The following is a 15,208-nucleotide window of genomic DNA, read 5'->3' on the forward strand; positions in this document are numbered from 1 at the left end:
CCCGGCCCCACATATGATTACCCCGCCACCAAGCCCAAAAACACCAGCGCGGGGGCCCGCCCCGGGGGGCGCCACCTCTGCCTGTCTTATGCGTCGTGTTTTTTGCGTCGCGCAGGTGCCGGAAGCTGCCTACTTTTTGCGGGTCTTGGGATCCAATGCCTCGCGCAGCGACTCGCCCAAAAGGGTGAAGCCCAGTGCCGTCACGGCGATGCAGATGCCCGGCAGGAACGCCAGCTGCGGCGCCACGGCCAGCTCGTTCTGCGCGTAGGTGAGCATGCGTCCCCACTCCGCGGTCTGCGGCTTGCCGCCGCCCAGCCCCAGGAAGGACAGGGCTGCTGCGTCAATCACGGCGGTGGCCAGGGTCAGGGTTCCCTGCACGATCACCGGGCCCATGCTGTTGGGCAGCAGGTGGCTCATGGTGATGGTGCGCCGGCTCAGGCCCAGCGACTGTGCCGAGAGAATGTAGTCGGCGCTGCGCTGGGAGATCATTGACGAGCGCAGCAGGCGGGCGAAGATGGGCACCTGCGACACCCCGATGGCGATCATGATCGCGTAGGTGTTCTGCCCCAGGATCGCGGCAATGCTGACGGCCAGCAGCAGGTTCGGAACGGAGAGCAGGATGTCAACGAACCGCATGATGACGTTGTCCACCCAGCCGCCCAGCCCGCCGGCAATGACACCGAGCAGCATCCCGCCGGCCAGGCCGAGGGCGGTGGAGACGATGCCGATGATCAGCGAGGCGCGCGCGCCCCAGATCAGCTTGGACAGGACATCGCCGCCAAAACGGTCCAGCCCCAGCGGATAGCCGGCTATGTCGCCCGGTCCGGGAATGCTGGTGGGCGTGATGTCGGTTCGTCCGGGCAGATCGTCGCCGCCGAACGGTGCCAGCAGCGGAGCCAGCAGGGCAACCAGGATGAAGACGCCGACGATCACCGCTCCAGCGATGGCCGCCGGATTGTGCCGCAGCCGGGCAAAGGCCGACTGCCACATCCCGCTGCCCCTGACGTCGGCTGTTGCTGCGGGCTCGTCGGGCCGGATGGCGCCGCCGGGCGCCGGTGGGAGAACCGTACTCATTGCACCCTCACCCTCGGGTCGATAAAGCCATAGGAAATGTCAACCAGCAGATTGATCAGTGAATAGGCTATGGCGATGAAAATAATGAATCCCTGCAGGACCGGATAGTCCAGATTGAAGATGGCGTCGCGCAGGAACCGCCCGACGCCGCTGAAGGCAAAGACGGTCTCGGTCAGGACGGCACCCGAAATCAGGAGTCCGGTCTGCAGGCCGATGGTTGTGGTCACGGGGAGCATGGCGTTGCGGAGCACGAAGCGGCCGCGGATGGTTTTTTCCATCAGGCCCTTGGCCCGGGCGGTGCGGACGTAGTCAGCACCCTGGACTTCCAGGACCGAGGCCCGCGTGATGCGGACAATAATGGCCAGCGGAATGGTGCCGAGCGCGATTCCCGGAAGGACCAGGTGCATGACAGCGTCCCAGGACGCGTCCCACTCCCGCGTCAGCAGGCCGTCCAGCACATAGAAGTCAGTGACATGGGTGGCGTCAATGCGGGGGTCCTGCCGGCCGTCCGGGGGAAACACCGGCAGCTGGATGGCCAGCAGCCATTTGAGGATGAAGGCCAGGAAGAACACGGGAATGGTGATGCCGACCAGGGAGAGCACCACCGAGGAATGGTCCCAGAAGCGGCCGTAGTGAGTGGCCGCGAGGTAGCCCAGCGGAATGCCGATGCCGATGGCGAAGATCAGCGCCACCACTGCGAGTTCCAGGGTGGCGGGGAAGCGGGTCGCGAACTCTTCGAGGACGGGGCGTCCGGTGACGATGGAAGTGCCGAAATCGCCCTGCAGGAGCTTGCCCACATAGGTGAAGTACTGCTCCAGCATCGGCCGGTCAAAGCCGTAGGCGGCGTTGATCGCGGCCACCGCCTCGGGCGTGGCCTTGTCTCCGAGGAGTGCGGTGGCCGGACCGCCGGGAAGGTTGCGGACCCAGACGAACAAAAGGATGGACAGCCCAATAAGGGTGGGAATCAGCATGAGAAGGCGTTTGCCGATGACTTGCAGCACAGATGTCCTTTCTCAGCGGATGAAAACCGGCTGGAGGAGGAGGGTGGGGGACAGAAAGCGGGCCGGGGAGTCCCGAAGGAACCCCGGCCCGCGTGCTGCTACTTGGTGAGTTTGATCTGGTTGAACACTTCGTCGCTGACCGGGCTGGCCGGGTAGGACTCCACGCGCTCGTTGAATGCCAGCGAAGGGGCCGGGTGGGCCAGCGGCACGGCAGGAACGAGCTGGGCGATGTCCTCGTTGATCTGCTCGTACAGCGGGGTCTGCTCTTCCAGGCTGCTTATTTGGCGGGCCTCCTCGAGGGATGCGAAGAGCTCCGGGTTGTTGAAGCCGAATTCGGGCTTCTCTCCGCCGAAGAACACGCCGACAAAGTTGTCGGTGTCGTTGTAGTCGCCGGTCCAGCCCAGCAGGTGGATGCCGTGGTCTTCGCCCACCTGGACGCGGTCCAGGTAATCCGGGGACCACTTGTTCGGCTGCGGGGTGACCTTGATGCCAACCTCTTCAAGCTGGGCGGTGATGTTGGTGTAGACCTGCTCCGGGGTGGGCATGTACGGGCGCGAGACACCGGTGGGGTAGTTGAAGTCCACGGTGAAGCCGTCAGGGTAGCCGGCCTCGGCCAGCAGATCCTTGGCCTTTTCCGGATCGTACTCGTATTCGGTGACGTCCTCGTTGTAGCCGTTGACGACGTCGGGAATGAACTGGTTGGCCACCTTGGTGCCCTCGGGCAGGGTCTGGTCCACCAGCGCCTGCTTGTCAATGGCGTGGGCAATGGCCTGGCGGACCAGCGGATTCGCCAGCTCCTCCACCTTCTGGTTCATGCCCAGGTACAGGATGGTGAACGGTTCGCGGGTAATCACGTTGTAGCCGGCGTCGGCCAGCTTCTGAGTGTCCGCCGGGGCCACCAGGTCGTAGCCGTCGATGGTGCCGGCCTCCAGGGACTGGCGGCGGGAGTTGGGGTCATCGATGACGCGGAAGATGATGTCGGTGACCTGGCCCTGCTCGCCCCAGTAGTCCTCGTTTGCGGCGAGGGTGATTTGGTTGCCCACGTCCCAGGCGTCGAACTTGAAGGGACCGGTTCCGGTGGGGTGGTCCTTGGCATACTCGCTCAGCGTCGGTGCCTCGGCAGTGCCGGAGGCGGCGTTGGCGTCATACTCCTCCATCGCCGTCGGGCTCTGCATCGAGAAGGCCGGGAGCGAAAGGGCGGCAATGAAGCCGGCGAACGGCTTGGCCAGGGTCACCACGGCCTCGGCGTCACCGGTCGCTTCGCAGGACTTGTAGGTTGCGGTCTCCGGGGTATCGGCGAAGCCCTTGAAGAGCTTGCTGTAGTAATACGCCAGGCTCTCCTCCTGCTGGATGCCGGTGAAGTTGTACCAGCGGTCAAAGTTGGCGCAGACGGCTTCCGCGTTGAAGGCGGTGCCGTCGTGGAACGTGACACCTTCCTCAAGAGCGAAGGTGTAGGTGAGCGCATCCTCGGACGTTTCCCAGGACTTGGCCAGCAGCGGCTCCGGATCGGCGGTTCCCGGCTTCACGCCGACCAGGCCCTCGAAGATCTGGCGGCTGACACGGAAGGACTCACCGTCGGAGGCAAACGCGGGATCCAGCGTCTTGGGGTCGGAGGAAGCCGCGAAGACAAAGGTTCCGTCCACTTCGGAGGAGGTACCGGCGTCGTCGGACCCTTCCTCGCGCTCGCTCTGGGCGCAGCCGGACAGAATCAAGGCGCTCAGGGCAACGCCTGCGGTGATGGCGGCGGCCCGCCGCCTGGGGCGGGAGCCATTCGTAGTTCGGCCGGCAAGTGACATGGTTCTACTCCTCTGGGCGAGTGTTACCCGCGCGGATGCCGTGCGGTGCATCGTGCAGGGTGTGCTGTGGTGTCCGTGGCAGGTGGAGCGGTTTTTTGAGCGGTTCTTTTTGGGGCAAGTGTGTTGCACGCCACAAACATATGGGACAGAGCCTAATGGGTGCCGGGGCGCCAGTTCGCATTTCAAGTCCCGGCGCGGTCACAATTTGGTCACGACAAAGGCGGGCGCCTTGGTGGGGCGCCCGCCTTTGTCGGTGGTGGATCTGTGCTGTGCCGGGTTTGGTGCCGCCCGGACTACATCGGAGGCATCAGGACGGTGTCCAGCAGGTAGACCGTAGCGTTCTCGGTCTGGACGCCGCCGCAGACGACGGCGGACTCGTTCACCATCAGGCTGTCGCCGGACCCGGTGACGTCGACTTCAGCACCATTCACCGTGGCGTACATGCCGGAGAGTTCCTCAGGGGCCATCTGGCCCGGAACCACGTGATAGGTGAGGATGCTGGAGAGCAGATCCGGATCCGTCTTCAGCGTCTCGAGGGTGGCCGGATCCAGTTTGGCGAAGGCCTCATCGGTGGGTGCGAACACCGTGAACTCCGAACCGTTCAGGGTATCGACCAGGTTGACCTCCGGGTTCAGCTGGCCCGAGACGGCTGCGGTCAGCGTGGTCAGCATGGGGTTGTTCGACGCGGCAGTGGCTACCGGGTCAAGCGACATTCCCTGGATGGACCCCGCTCCTTCGGGAACGGCCGCCGCGTAGTCGGCGCAGCTGGCGCCGACGAGGTTGGCCGCCGGATCGGCGCTCATGGACTCGCTGGCGGTTGCGTCGGGGCTCATGGGCTCCGAAGCGGAGGGGGACATGCTGGACTCCGAGGCCATGCCCGATTCGGAGCTCTCGGAGGAGGTATCGGAGGAGTCGGTGCTGCAGGCGGCCATGCCCAGCATGGAGACAGCGGCGATTCCGAGGATGGACATGTTCCGGCGGGTCTTGAAAGCCATTGTTTTTCTCCTTCTGGCGAGGGTCCGTCTGGCGGGACCTCGTGGTTGGTGTGAACACCTCTTGGGGCGAGGTCTCAGAAGGTCTTCGGCCCGGGGCTCCGGCCGGATGGGTGACGGGCTGGAAAAGTTTTGAGCCAGGTCACAGCAGGGACTTGGGAGGCTCGGCTCGGCGGGGCGCGCGTGGCGGGGCGAGGGCCTGCAGAAGGAGGTGGTTTTAGTCCGGGACCGGCCGCGAACCGGAGTCGACGGGGGCGCCGGTTGATTCGTAGATAAGTTTGACATTCACTTCGTAAGTGCCCGGCGGGATCAAGTCAGGAACCCATATTTCCGCTGTTCCGGCGGCGCTGTCCGTGTCGGCTTCAACCCGGTAGGCCAGGCTCTCGGCTAACCATAAATGCGGTACATCGATGCCGTCGAGCGACCACGTCAGCAGAAGGGGCACTCCCTCCAGGCCTTCAAGGGTCAGATCCACAGCAACTGTCCAGCCTCGTGGTGCCGGGTTGCCGGCGCTGTCGGTACCCTCGACCGTGCTGAGCATCTCAACTATTTGGGTTGCGACATCCGCCGGGGCCGGCGACGTGCCGGCACCGACGGCAGGTTCAACGGCTTGCTCAGTGCTGGCGGTGAGTCCCAGGGATTGGTTTCCCACGGCTGGAAAAACCCTTAAGTCCTCAGGTTTGAGGTCATAGCCCATCATTGTCAGCACCGGATCCTCCACCACCTCCAGCTCAAACTCCTCGGTCCATTCGGGTGACTCCGTCCAGCCGGCTGAGGTGCTGGGTGAAGAGGTGGAAGAAGGGGTGGCAAAGGTCGGAGGCGGGGATGTTTCAGGCTCGGTGGCAGGGGGCCCGGGAACCGGCGTCGGCGGCACCGTGACGGCCGGCGGAACCGGCGTCGGCGGCACCGTGACGGCCGGCGGAACCGGCGTCGGCGGCACCGTGACGGCCGGCGGAAGCGACGGGTTGGGCGGGAATGCTGTCGAGAATCCCGGAACTGCTGCTGCGTGACCCCCAGCGGGCAGCTGCCGGGCGTTCGTGTCTTGGGCAGTTTTCAGGGGGAGGGCGGTGCCGAGCTGTACAGCGTTGAAATCACGAAGGTCCGACGCCCTTAACAGCTGGAGCAGTTCAACGGTCGCCGTATCTTTGTCATCCGGGCGGTCAAAGCGGTCCCACAGTCCCAAGACGGCGGTGATCGCGGTCGCCACTGCGCCGGCGCCAATGATGAGGGACTTTCCGCGCAGGTACCAGGGCGGAGGAGGTTTGTCCTTGGTGTTGGCGTCGGCGTCCGCAACGGTGTCCATAAACGGGGCCTCCTCGAATAAGGTGCCACTGGCTCAACCAAGGAGCCACTGGTTGCACCCCGCGGATGGGCGGGCCACTCAGGTGCTATTTTCCCGCCGCCAAGGTGCAGGGTCAACGGCTCGGCATCGGGTAGGGACACGGAGCGGGGAAGCAGCAGAACCAGATGCTGACGGGGCCGGCATGCGGGTGCCTGGCGCGAACCGTGCCCGGGCAAAAGAAAACACCCCGGTCCGAAGACCGGGGTGTTACCGATGTCGCGACTCATCGGAAAACGATGTCTCGACTCGTCACAGTGCGCGAGGAGGGACTTGAACCCACACGTCCGAAGACACTGGAACCTAAATCCAGCGCGTCTACCAATTCCGCCACTCGCGCTCAGGCTGTCACTGCCGCGCTATCCGCGGAAAGGCACAAAACCAGCCTCCAGTGTACCTGAGGTTCAGGCCAGTCCGAGATCGCGCTTCAGCTTGGCGACGTGGCCGGTGGCCCGCACGTTGTATTGGGCGAGGGAGACGGCGCCGTCGGGGTCCACGACCACCGTCGAGCGGATCAGGCCCTCGTAGGTCTTGCCGTAGTTCTTCTTCTCGCCCCAGGCTCCGTAGGCCTCGGCAACTGCGTGGTCCGGGTCGGAGAGCAGCGGGAAGTTGAGGTGTTCAGCCTCGGCGAATTTTTCCAGTTTGGAAACCGGATCGGGGGAGACGCCGACGACGGCGTACCCGGCCTCCTGCAGCGTGTTCAGATTGTCGCGGAAATCGCAGGCTTGCGTGGTGCAGCCGGGTGTGGCGGCAGCGGGGTAGAAGTAGATAACGGTGCTGCGGCCTCGGAATCCGGAGAGTGAAACAGAGGCTGAATCGGTTGCCGGAAGGGTGAAGTCCGGGGCTTTTTCGCCGGGGGACAGGCGGGGCATAGGTCTCTCCTTGGTATCAATGGCAGATCAGGCTGTGTCACAGCGCGACAGCGCACGGCCTTGGTGGCTATCCTAGTACGTGGTGGATTTGTAGGTTATCCGATCGGCCATCAAATCCTCACCCTGAAAGGAAGAGTTCTGATTTATGCCCGATATGGAGCACTGGCCCACCGGTCGACTGTTGTCGACGGCTGCCCGCCTGGTCGAACACGCTTGGAATGAGCGGCTTGTTCGAATTGGCGTGACCCACGCCGGAGTAATCGCGTTGGGGGTCCTCGATTCCCAGGGGCCCATGACGCAGGCGCATTTGGCGCAGATCGTCCGGGTCCAGGCGCAGACGATGGGCAAGACCCTCTCCCGGCTGGAAGCTCATGGACACGTGGTCCGGGTCCGGAATGACCTGGACCGGCGCAGCCACATGGTCTCCATCACTCCGGAGGGAGTGGAGGCGCTCCGCGAGGCGCAGGACATCGAGAGCACACTTACCGACGGCGGTGACCTGATGTCCGACGAGCTGCGCAGACAATTGCGCAATGTCATTAAAGAGCTGGGAAATCCCCGCTGGCAGCTGGCTGTGGATGTTCCGGGGCTGCCGATTCCGGTCGTCCCCGCGGAGGAAATTGTTGCTGCCGCAGCCGCGGAGGAAGTGCCCGGTGACAGCTCCGGCGTTGAAGCCGGGAAGACCGCAGGCACGGCCTAACGGCGCACGGCCTGATTCGTTGAGGCACGCCCCTTTCGGGGGGCGTGCCTTTTTCGTTTTGCCTCCGGGCTGACCGGCAGCGGGAGTCCCCTTGAACCGGTCATCGGGAATGTGAGCACCGTTCTGGCCTTGCAGCAACAAAAAGAGCGGCTCTGCCGGTTTTCACCGAGCTGAGCCGCTCCTTGATTTGTGCACCCCCCGGGACTTGAACCCGGAACCCTCTGATTAAGAGTCAGATGCTCTGCCAATTGAGCTAGAGGTGCATCTGCTGGGATGTCTTGGCGTCGGCGTGAACCGACGATTTGTCATCCGCAACGACAGACAACACTACCAGCCTTTCTGCCCTGCAGCGAACGGATCGGCGGGTATCGGCGGAAGTGAGATCCACTTCATATGTCAGTTACCCCATTCACCACCCCGAAGTGATCTGCACGAAGCATCTGGAGCCAGGCCAGCCGCTGGATGGCGGCGGCAGCGGTGCGATGGCGGCGCAGCACGTCAGGCAGTGCCGCAGCCATTGGTTCACCATCCTGCACCAGAAGCTTTCCTGCGACCATTGTGTGCCAGGCGCGGGCCGGACCGGTTCGCGGCCAGGCCTCGACCGGTTCCGCCGCCCGGGTGGCGGATGTCCACTGCGTCGCGGGCTTGCGTATGGAGGCCGGGCGGTAGCCGCCGGGCTGGGTGGCCAGGGGCAGGCGCCCGCAATCGAGGCCCACCCCAAGTGCCCGAGGCCCGCCGAACCCAAAAAGCCAAACAAAAAACCCCGCCTGGCCAAGGAATTTCTTCCTGGCCAGACGGGGTCTGTATTGTGCACCCCCCGGGACTTGAACCCGGAACCCTCTGATTAAGAGTCAGATGCTCTGCCAATTGAGCTAGAGGTGCCTTTTGTTTTGTCCTGCAAGCCGATCATTTCTGCTCGATTTGCTCTCCGCAACGACATGAAACATTACCAGTACTTCCGGGAAAAAGAAAAATTGGCTCCAGTCTGCCCCCGGCGCGGCGCTTCCGCCCGGGGACCTCACGCCGGTGAGGCGCCCGGGTTGCCTTTCCGCAGGCCCCGGAGCGGCGGCGGAACCACCAATTCCAACGGGCTGCCGTCCCAGGCCGAACTGTTGTCCACCACCCAGGTCCGCGACGGTTTCGGCTGCCCGGCATCTCCGCCCTCTGCGGAATGATCAGGCTCCGCCGGCTCCCTTGTCGTTGCCGTCACGGTGTTGGGCGGAACCGGAGTCACGGGCAAATGGTCGCGTTTGCCCGGACGGGTGCCGGCCGGAGTGCCGATGGCCCGGGCGGACACCACGGGAAGTTCACCCGTGGACGCTTCCTTGGAGCTGACCCGCGCCGCCTGTTCCACAGCTCCGTGCCGCAGCAGTCGGCGCAGCAGTGCAACGGCCGCAGCGCTGAAGCCGACGGCTGAAAATACCGCCGCTGAACTAAGCAGGGACGAGCGATTCACGTAACTGCCTTTCCCTCGATCCACCAGCCGGCCCGACAAAAACACCGCCACCCAAACACCGCCGCGCGGCACAATACTGGCTGCCCCTCGACGTTACGGCGGGTTCCGCTTCAGTGTCCAGAGGTGCGGCGGACCTCGACGGCGGCACTAGGCTGTCAGGCATGAATCAGCAATTTCGCCCCATCCGTTCCATCACGTTGCCCACCGAGGAGCTCCTGCAAGCCATGAGCCCGCTGCCGGACGGCATTCGCGCCGGCCTCTGGGACGTAGTGGGGGAGCCCAAGGGGCTGGAATACGGCGAGATCGACGCCGTCGTGCTGCCGTATGCAACCGGCAGCGACTGGCAGGAAGCGCTGGACCGGGTGCCGAACCTGAAAATGCTTCAGGCCCAGTCCACGGGCTACGACGGCCTGCCCGAGCTGGTGGGGCCCGATGTCGCCGTCGTCAGCGCCGCGGGAGTCCACGTCGCCGGGACCGCGGAGCTGGCCCTGACGCTGATGCTGGCCTCGCTCCGCGGCGTGGACGCAGCGGTCCGCAACTCAGTGACCGGAACCTGGGACAGCCGCCGATTCCCGGGTCTCGCCGACCGCAGGGTGCTGCTGGTTGGCGTTGGCGGAATCGGCGCTGCCATTGCGGAACGGCTGGAGCCCTTTGAAGTGGAACTGACCCGGGTCGGTAGCCGGGCCCGGACTGATGAGCGCGGCACCATCCACGGCACTGATGAGCTGGTGGAGCTCGCCAAGACAGCCGAGGTGGTGGTGGTGATAACTCCGCTGACCGAACAGACGCGCCACCTCATCAACAAGGAGGTCCTCGCCGCGCTGCCGGACGGCGCGCTGGTGGTGAACGTCGCGCGCGGCCCCGTCGTCGACACCGAGGCGCTCACCGCCGAAGTGCTGTCCGGGCGGCTGCATGCGGCCCTCGACGTCGTGGACCCCGAGCCGCTGCCGGCAGACCACCCGCTGTGGAAGGCTCCGAACGCGATCATCACCCCGCACGTGGGCGGCAACACCGAGGCGTTCGTGCCGCGGATCCGCAAGCTCCTGAAGGAGCAGATCGGCCGCCTGGCCCGGGGCGAAGAGCCCGTGAACCTGGTGCGCCGCGGCCCCTGGGCCTGAGGCAACGTCGCCGGGACTGAGGCAGGAACGACGGCGGAGGCCGACGGCGGCGGGAGCCCCGCCGTCGTCGGCCCGGCAGTCCCTCTCAGGCAGCCCCTCTCAGGCCAGCGTCAGGAAGTGATCCACGAAGGAGCCGAAGTCCTCGAGGTCGACGGCCTGCTCGATAACCCGCAGGCCGTCGCCGTCCTCAGGCAGCGGGGCGCTGGCCTCCACCTGGAAGCGGAAGATGCGTCCGGTGTTCGTGCCAACCTCGTAGTCCCCGGCGGAGACTTCTTCGGCGTGGGACAGGTTGGTCGAGTTCACGGCAGTGGGCGCCTCGAGTCCGGCGAGGGTGGCGGTGTTGAATGGGGCAAACACCAGCTCGGCCGGGCGCCACCGGTATCCCACCACATAGAAGGTTTCGGCACCGTCCCCGCCGGGCCCGGCGCAGACCAGGTTGTAGTCGCCGTAGTTGGGAATCTGCGATTCGAACACATGCCGGAGCACAACCTTGATGTCATCGCTCGAGGGCTGATCGCGAAACTCTGGTGCCGAAGTCATCTCCCCAGTCTATGAACACCAGCCCCCATCGGCGGAAGCCACCCCCCGCAAGGGCCCGTTCCGAAACAAACACGTCACGCCCTCTTCACGCGCCGTAACAAGCGAGCAGCCCATCCGTCATATGCCCCGGCGGCGCCGCGGAAAGGTCCTAAGATCAAGACATGAGCTTGGAGAATACGCCTGACATCAAACCCCGAAGCCGAGTAGTCACCGACGGGATCCACGCCGCCCCGGCGCGTGGCATGTTCCGGGCCGTGGGAATGGGGGACGACGATTTCGCCAAACCGCAGATCGGCGTCGCCAGCTCGTGGAACGAAATTACTCCCTGCAACCTGTCCCTGAACCGGCTGGCCCAGGGCGCCAAGGAAGGCGTCCACGCCGGCGGCGGGTTCCCCATGCAGTTCGGCACGATTTCCGTTTCCGACGGCATCTCCATGGGCCACGAGGGCATGCACTTCTCCCTCGTCTCCCGCGAGGTCATTGCCGACTCCGTGGAAACCGTGATGATGGCCGAGCGCATGGACGGCTCCATTCTGCTGGCCGGCTGCGACAAGTCCCTGCCCGGCATGCTGATGGCAGCCGCCCGCCTGGACCTGGCCAGCGTGTTCCTCTACGCCGGCTCCATCATGCCCGGCTTCGCCAAGATGGAAGACGGCACCGAGCGCGAAGTGACGCTCATCGATGCCTTCGAGGCCGTCGGCGCCTGCGCCGCCGGGAAGATGAGCCTCAAGGACCTGGACACCATTGAACGGGCCATCTGCCCGGGCGAAGGCGCCTGCGGCGGCATGTACACCGCCAACACCATGGCCTGCGTCGGCGAGGCGCTGGGCATGTCCCTGCCCGGGTCCGCCGCCCCGCCCTCCGCCGACCGCCGCCGCGACGACTTCGCCCGCAAGTCCGGCGAAGCCGTGGTCAACCTGCTGCGCAAGGGCATTACCGCCCGCGACATCATGACCAAGAAGGCCTTCGAAAACGCCATCGCCGTCACCATGGCCTTCGGCGGCTCCACCAACGCCGTGCTCCACCTGCTGGCGATCGCCCGCGAGGCCGAAGTTGACCTGACGCTCGAGGACTTCAACCGCATCGGCGACAAGATCCCGCACCTGGGCGACCTGAAGCCCTTCGGCCGCTACGTGATGTTCGACGTCGACAAGATCGGCGGCGTGCCCGTCATCATGAAGGCACTGCTCGACGCCGGCCTGATCCACGGCGACTGCCTCACCGTCACCGGCAAGACTGTCGCGGAGAACCTCGCCGCGATCAACCCGCCGGATCCGGACGGCAAGGTGCTGCGCGCCTTGGACAACCCCATCCACAAGACCGGCGGCATCACCGTCCTGCACGGCTCGATGGCCCCCGAGGGCGCCGTGGTGAAGAGCGCCGGTTTCGACGCCGACATCTTCGAGGGCACCGCCCGCGTGTTCGAACGCGAGCAGGGTGCGCTGGACGCGCTCGACGCCGGAGCGATCCACGCCGGCGACGTCGTCGTCATCCGCTACGAGGGACCCAAGGGCGGACCGGGCATGCGCGAAATGCTCGCCATCACCGGTGCCATCAAGGGCGCCGGCCTGGGCAAGGACGTCCTGCTGCTGACCGACGGCCGGTTCTCCGGCGGCACCACGGGTCTGTGCATCGGCCACGTGGCACCCGAAGCCGTCGACGGCGGCCCGATCGCGTTCGTGAAGGACGGCGACCGCATCCGGGTGGACATGGCGGCCCGCAGCTTCGACCTGCTGGTGGACCCCGCAGAGCTGGAGGCACGCAAGGAAGGCTGGAAGCCGCTGCCTGCCAAGTTCACCACCGGCGTGCTGGGCAAGTACGCCAAGCTGGTCAACTCCGCCTCCACCGGGGCTTACTGCGGCTGAAAACCCTCCCCGCTGATACCCGCTGGCGCGGATATCAGCGGGGCCCCTAAGGGTTTTCAGCCTTATTAAGCCCTGCCGCCTTACGTGGGCTGGTCACCGGTTAAGGACCCTGTCGCCTGCCGTTCGAAGGTCACCTGTTAGGGACTTCGGCTGGCTGCCGTTCGAAGGTCACCTGTTGGGGACTTTCGCTGGCTCCCGGGGTCGTCTCGCCGGTTAGGGATTTCTGCCGCCGGCCGTGGCTCGACGGTTACAGGGTGTCCATTGGTTGGACAGGGCGTCCGAATAGTGAGACGGGGACCAAATTCAGTTGACAGTGCCGTAGGGGATGGGAAGACTGAACGGTATGCAGATCGTATCCGTCGTCCTTACCAAGCGCGTGGCCTAACAGCCGGCTTGTAAGAACGTCACGCGCGAACCCCTACGGAGCCAACCGGCACGAGGGGTTTTTTTATTGGCTTCAGACAAAGCACAGAAGCCGCGAAGGACTGACCGTCCGGGCGGCCGCCGCAACAGATCACATGAATAAGTATCCGTAAGGAAGTCTTTATGAGTAAGGGATCGCCAATCAGCCCATCGCTGATGGCCAACAAGGCCAGCGCTGCCGCCAAGGCGGCAGCGGGCAAGACGCGTGATGTTGCCTCCTCCATGTCAGTGCCGTCCGAAGCCGTAGACAACCGGGTCCAGGGCCCCAACAACGTGGTCCCTCCCACCGAGATGACCGGTTCAAAGGCCATCGTCCGCGCGTTGGAGGAACTCGGCGTCGACGACATCTTCGGACTGCCGGGCGGCGCGATCCTTCCGACGTATGACCCGCTCATGGATTCCACGAAGCTCCGGCACATCCTGGTCCGGCATGAGCAGGGCGCCGGCCACGCCGCCGAGGGCTACGCCATGGTCACCGGCCGCGCCGGTGTCTGCATCGCCACCTCGGGCCCCGGAGCCACCAACCTGGTCACCGCCATCGCCGACGCCCACATGGACTCCGTTCCCATGGTGGCCATCACCGGGCAGGTGTCCAGCGCCTTCATCGGCACCGATGCGTTCCAGGAAGCGGACATCGTGGGCATCACCATGCCCATCACCAAGCATTCCTATCTGGTGACCGACCCGGACGACATTCCCCGGGTTCTCGCCGAGGCATTCCACATCGCCACCACCGGCCGCCCCGGACCGGTGCTGGTGGACATTTCCAAGGACGCGCAGCAGGCCAAGACCACGTTTTCCTGGCCGCCCAAGATCGACCTGCCCGGCTACCGGACCGTGGTGCGCGGACACTCCAAGCAGGTGCGCGAAGCGGCCCGCCTGATCGCTGCCTCGCAGCGCCCGGTGTTCTACGTCGGCGGCGGCGTGCTGAAGGCCGATGCCTCGCCGGAGCTGTTGGAGCTGGCTGAGGTGGTGGGCGCCCCCGTGGTCACCACGCTGCAGGCCCGCGGCGTCTTCCCGGACTCGCATCCGCAGCACGCGGGCATGCCCGGCATGCACGGCTCCGTCGCGGCGGTTGCAGCACTGCAGCAGTCAGACCTGCTCATCACTCTCGGCGCGCGTTTTGATGACCGCGTCACCGGGGTGCTCTCCTCCTTCGCCCCCGGCGCCAAGGTCATCCACGCGGACATCGACCCCGCCGAGATTTCCAAGAACCGCCCGGCGGACGTGCCGATCGTCGGGTCGGTCAAGGAGATCATTCCCGAACTGGCCGACGCCGTCCGCACCCAGTTTGCCGCGGCACGCCCGGACATCGCTCCGTGGTGGGCGGTCATCGACCGGCTGCGCCAGACGTATCCGATGGGCTTCAGCGAACCAGATGACGGGCACATTGCCCCGCAAAAGGTCATCGAGCGCATCGGCGCGCTCACCGGGCCCGACGGCGTCTACGTGGCCGGCGTCGGCCAGCACCAGATGTGGGCCGCGCAGTTCATCAAGTACGAGCGCCCCCGCGCTTGGCTGAACTCCGGCGGACTGGGCACCATGGGCTACTCGGTTCCCGCCGCCATGGGCGCCAAGGTCGGCAACCCGGACCGCGTGGTCTGGGCGATCGACGGCGACGGCTGCTTTCAGATGACCAACCAGGAACTTGCCACCTGCGTGATCAACAAGATCCCGATCAAGGTCGCCATCATCAACAACTCCTCGCTGGGCATGGTCCGGCAGTGGCAGACGCTCTTTTACGAGTCCCGCTACTCCAACACCGACCTGAACACCGGTCATGACACCGTCCGGATCCCGGACTTCGTCAAGCTTGCCGACGCGTACGGCTGTGTCGGGCTGCGCTGCGAACGCGATGAGGACATCGATGACACCATCCGCCAAGCTCTGGCCATCAACGACCGGCCCGTCGTGATCGACTTCGTGGTCAGCCGCGATTCGATGGTCTGGCCGATGGTTCCCTCCGGTGTGCCCAATGACCTGATCCAGATTGCCCGCAACATGACACCCAAATGGGAAGAGGAGGACTAGA

The 15,208-nt window shown here is 65.2% G+C and carries 12 protein-coding genes and 3 tRNA genes; 4 read left to right on the top strand and 11 right to left on the bottom strand.

All coding sequences use genetic code 11. From position 1 onward, the window contains the following. Positions 1–129: 129 nt before the first annotated feature. The 7 genes from QNN99_RS04655 to bcp all read right to left on the bottom strand — a co-directional run bounded on the left by QNN99_RS04655 (position 130) and on the right by bcp (position 7,074). A complete protein-coding gene (locus QNN99_RS04655) occupies positions 130–1,074 on the bottom strand; it encodes an ABC transporter permease (RefSeq protein ID WP_229965268.1) in 945 nt (314 codons plus the stop codon). Next, the gene (locus tag QNN99_RS04660; protein ID WP_229965269.1) at positions 1,071–2,075 is read right to left on the bottom strand and encodes an ABC transporter permease; all 1,005 of its coding nucleotides are present in this window, start codon (positions 2,073–2,075) and stop codon (positions 1,071–1,073) included. Before QNN99_RS04660 ends, QNN99_RS04655 begins: the two co-directional genes overlap by 4 nt. Before the next feature lie 98 nt (positions 2,076–2,173). After that, positions 2,174–3,871, bottom strand: coding sequence for an ABC transporter substrate-binding protein (locus tag QNN99_RS04665; protein ID WP_229965270.1), 1,698 nt, complete (start codon positions 3,869–3,871; stop codon positions 2,174–2,176). Positions 3,872–4,164: 293 nt separating this feature from the next. Continuing rightward, positions 4,165–4,866 carry a fasciclin domain-containing protein gene (locus QNN99_RS04670; protein ID WP_269439147.1) on the bottom strand — a complete coding sequence of 234 codons (702 nt, stop codon included), beginning with the start codon at positions 4,864–4,866 and terminating at the stop codon, positions 4,165–4,167. Between the two features lie 214 nt (positions 4,867–5,080). After that, positions 5,081–6,166, bottom strand: coding sequence for a hypothetical protein (locus QNN99_RS04675; RefSeq protein ID WP_229965271.1), 1,086 nt, complete (start codon positions 6,164–6,166; stop codon positions 5,081–5,083). Positions 6,167–6,460: 294 nt separating this feature from the next. Then, a tRNA-Leu gene (locus QNN99_RS04680) sits at positions 6,461–6,542 on the bottom strand. Between the two features lie 64 nt (positions 6,543–6,606). Then, positions 6,607–7,074, bottom strand: coding sequence for a thioredoxin-dependent thiol peroxidase (gene bcp / locus QNN99_RS04685; protein WP_229965272.1), 468 nt, complete (start codon positions 7,072–7,074; stop codon positions 6,607–6,609). 145 nt (positions 7,075–7,219) lie between these two features. Here bcp and QNN99_RS04690 point away from each other — a divergent pair, with 145 nt between their 5' ends. Beyond that, the gene (locus tag QNN99_RS04690) at positions 7,220–7,774 is read left to right on the top strand and encodes a MarR family winged helix-turn-helix transcriptional regulator (RefSeq protein ID WP_229965273.1); all 555 of its coding nucleotides are present in this window, start codon (positions 7,220–7,222) and stop codon (positions 7,772–7,774) included. Between the two features lie 190 nt (positions 7,775–7,964). Here QNN99_RS04690 and QNN99_RS04695 read toward each other — a convergent pair. The 3 genes from QNN99_RS04695 to QNN99_RS04705 all read right to left on the bottom strand — a co-directional run bounded on the left by QNN99_RS04695 (position 7,965) and on the right by QNN99_RS04705 (position 9,230). After that, positions 7,965–8,037: transfer RNA gene (locus tag QNN99_RS04695), tRNA-Lys, on the bottom strand. A gap of 546 nt (positions 8,038–8,583) precedes the next feature. Beyond that, positions 8,584–8,656: transfer RNA gene (locus tag QNN99_RS04700), tRNA-Lys, on the bottom strand. A gap of 136 nt (positions 8,657–8,792) precedes the next feature. After that, positions 8,793–9,230, bottom strand: a complete 438-nt coding sequence (locus QNN99_RS04705; protein WP_229965274.1) for a hypothetical protein — start codon at positions 9,228–9,230, stop codon at positions 8,793–8,795. 161 nt (positions 9,231–9,391) lie between these two features. Between QNN99_RS04705 and QNN99_RS04710 the strand changes: the two genes are divergently transcribed. Further along, entirely contained in the window at positions 9,392–10,348 is a 957-nt protein-coding gene (locus tag QNN99_RS04710) for a 2-hydroxyacid dehydrogenase (RefSeq protein ID WP_229965275.1), read from the top strand. A gap of 99 nt (positions 10,349–10,447) precedes the next feature. Here QNN99_RS04710 and QNN99_RS04715 read toward each other — a convergent pair whose 3' ends face one another. Continuing rightward, positions 10,448–10,888 carry a hypothetical protein gene (locus QNN99_RS04715; protein WP_229965276.1) on the bottom strand — a complete coding sequence of 147 codons (441 nt, stop codon included), beginning with the start codon at positions 10,886–10,888 and terminating at the stop codon, positions 10,448–10,450. Positions 10,889–11,049: 161 nt separating this feature from the next. Here QNN99_RS04715 and ilvD point away from each other — a divergent pair, with 161 nt between their 5' ends. Beyond that, positions 11,050–12,753, top strand: coding sequence for a dihydroxy-acid dehydratase (gene ilvD / locus QNN99_RS04720; protein ID WP_229965277.1), 1,704 nt, complete (start codon positions 11,050–11,052; stop codon positions 12,751–12,753). Positions 12,754–13,299: 546 nt separating this feature from the next. Beyond that, complete coding sequence (locus QNN99_RS04725) at positions 13,300–15,207, top strand: acetolactate synthase large subunit (protein WP_229965278.1); 1,908 nt, start codon at positions 13,300–13,302, stop codon at positions 15,205–15,207. The last annotated feature ends 1 nt before the right edge of the window (position 15,208 follow it).

Origin of the sequence: Arthrobacter sp. zg.Y820, assembly GCF_030125555.1 — a bacterium.
In the GTDB taxonomy this organism is placed as follows: Bacteria; Actinomycetota; Actinomycetes; order Actinomycetales; family Micrococcaceae; genus Arthrobacter_B.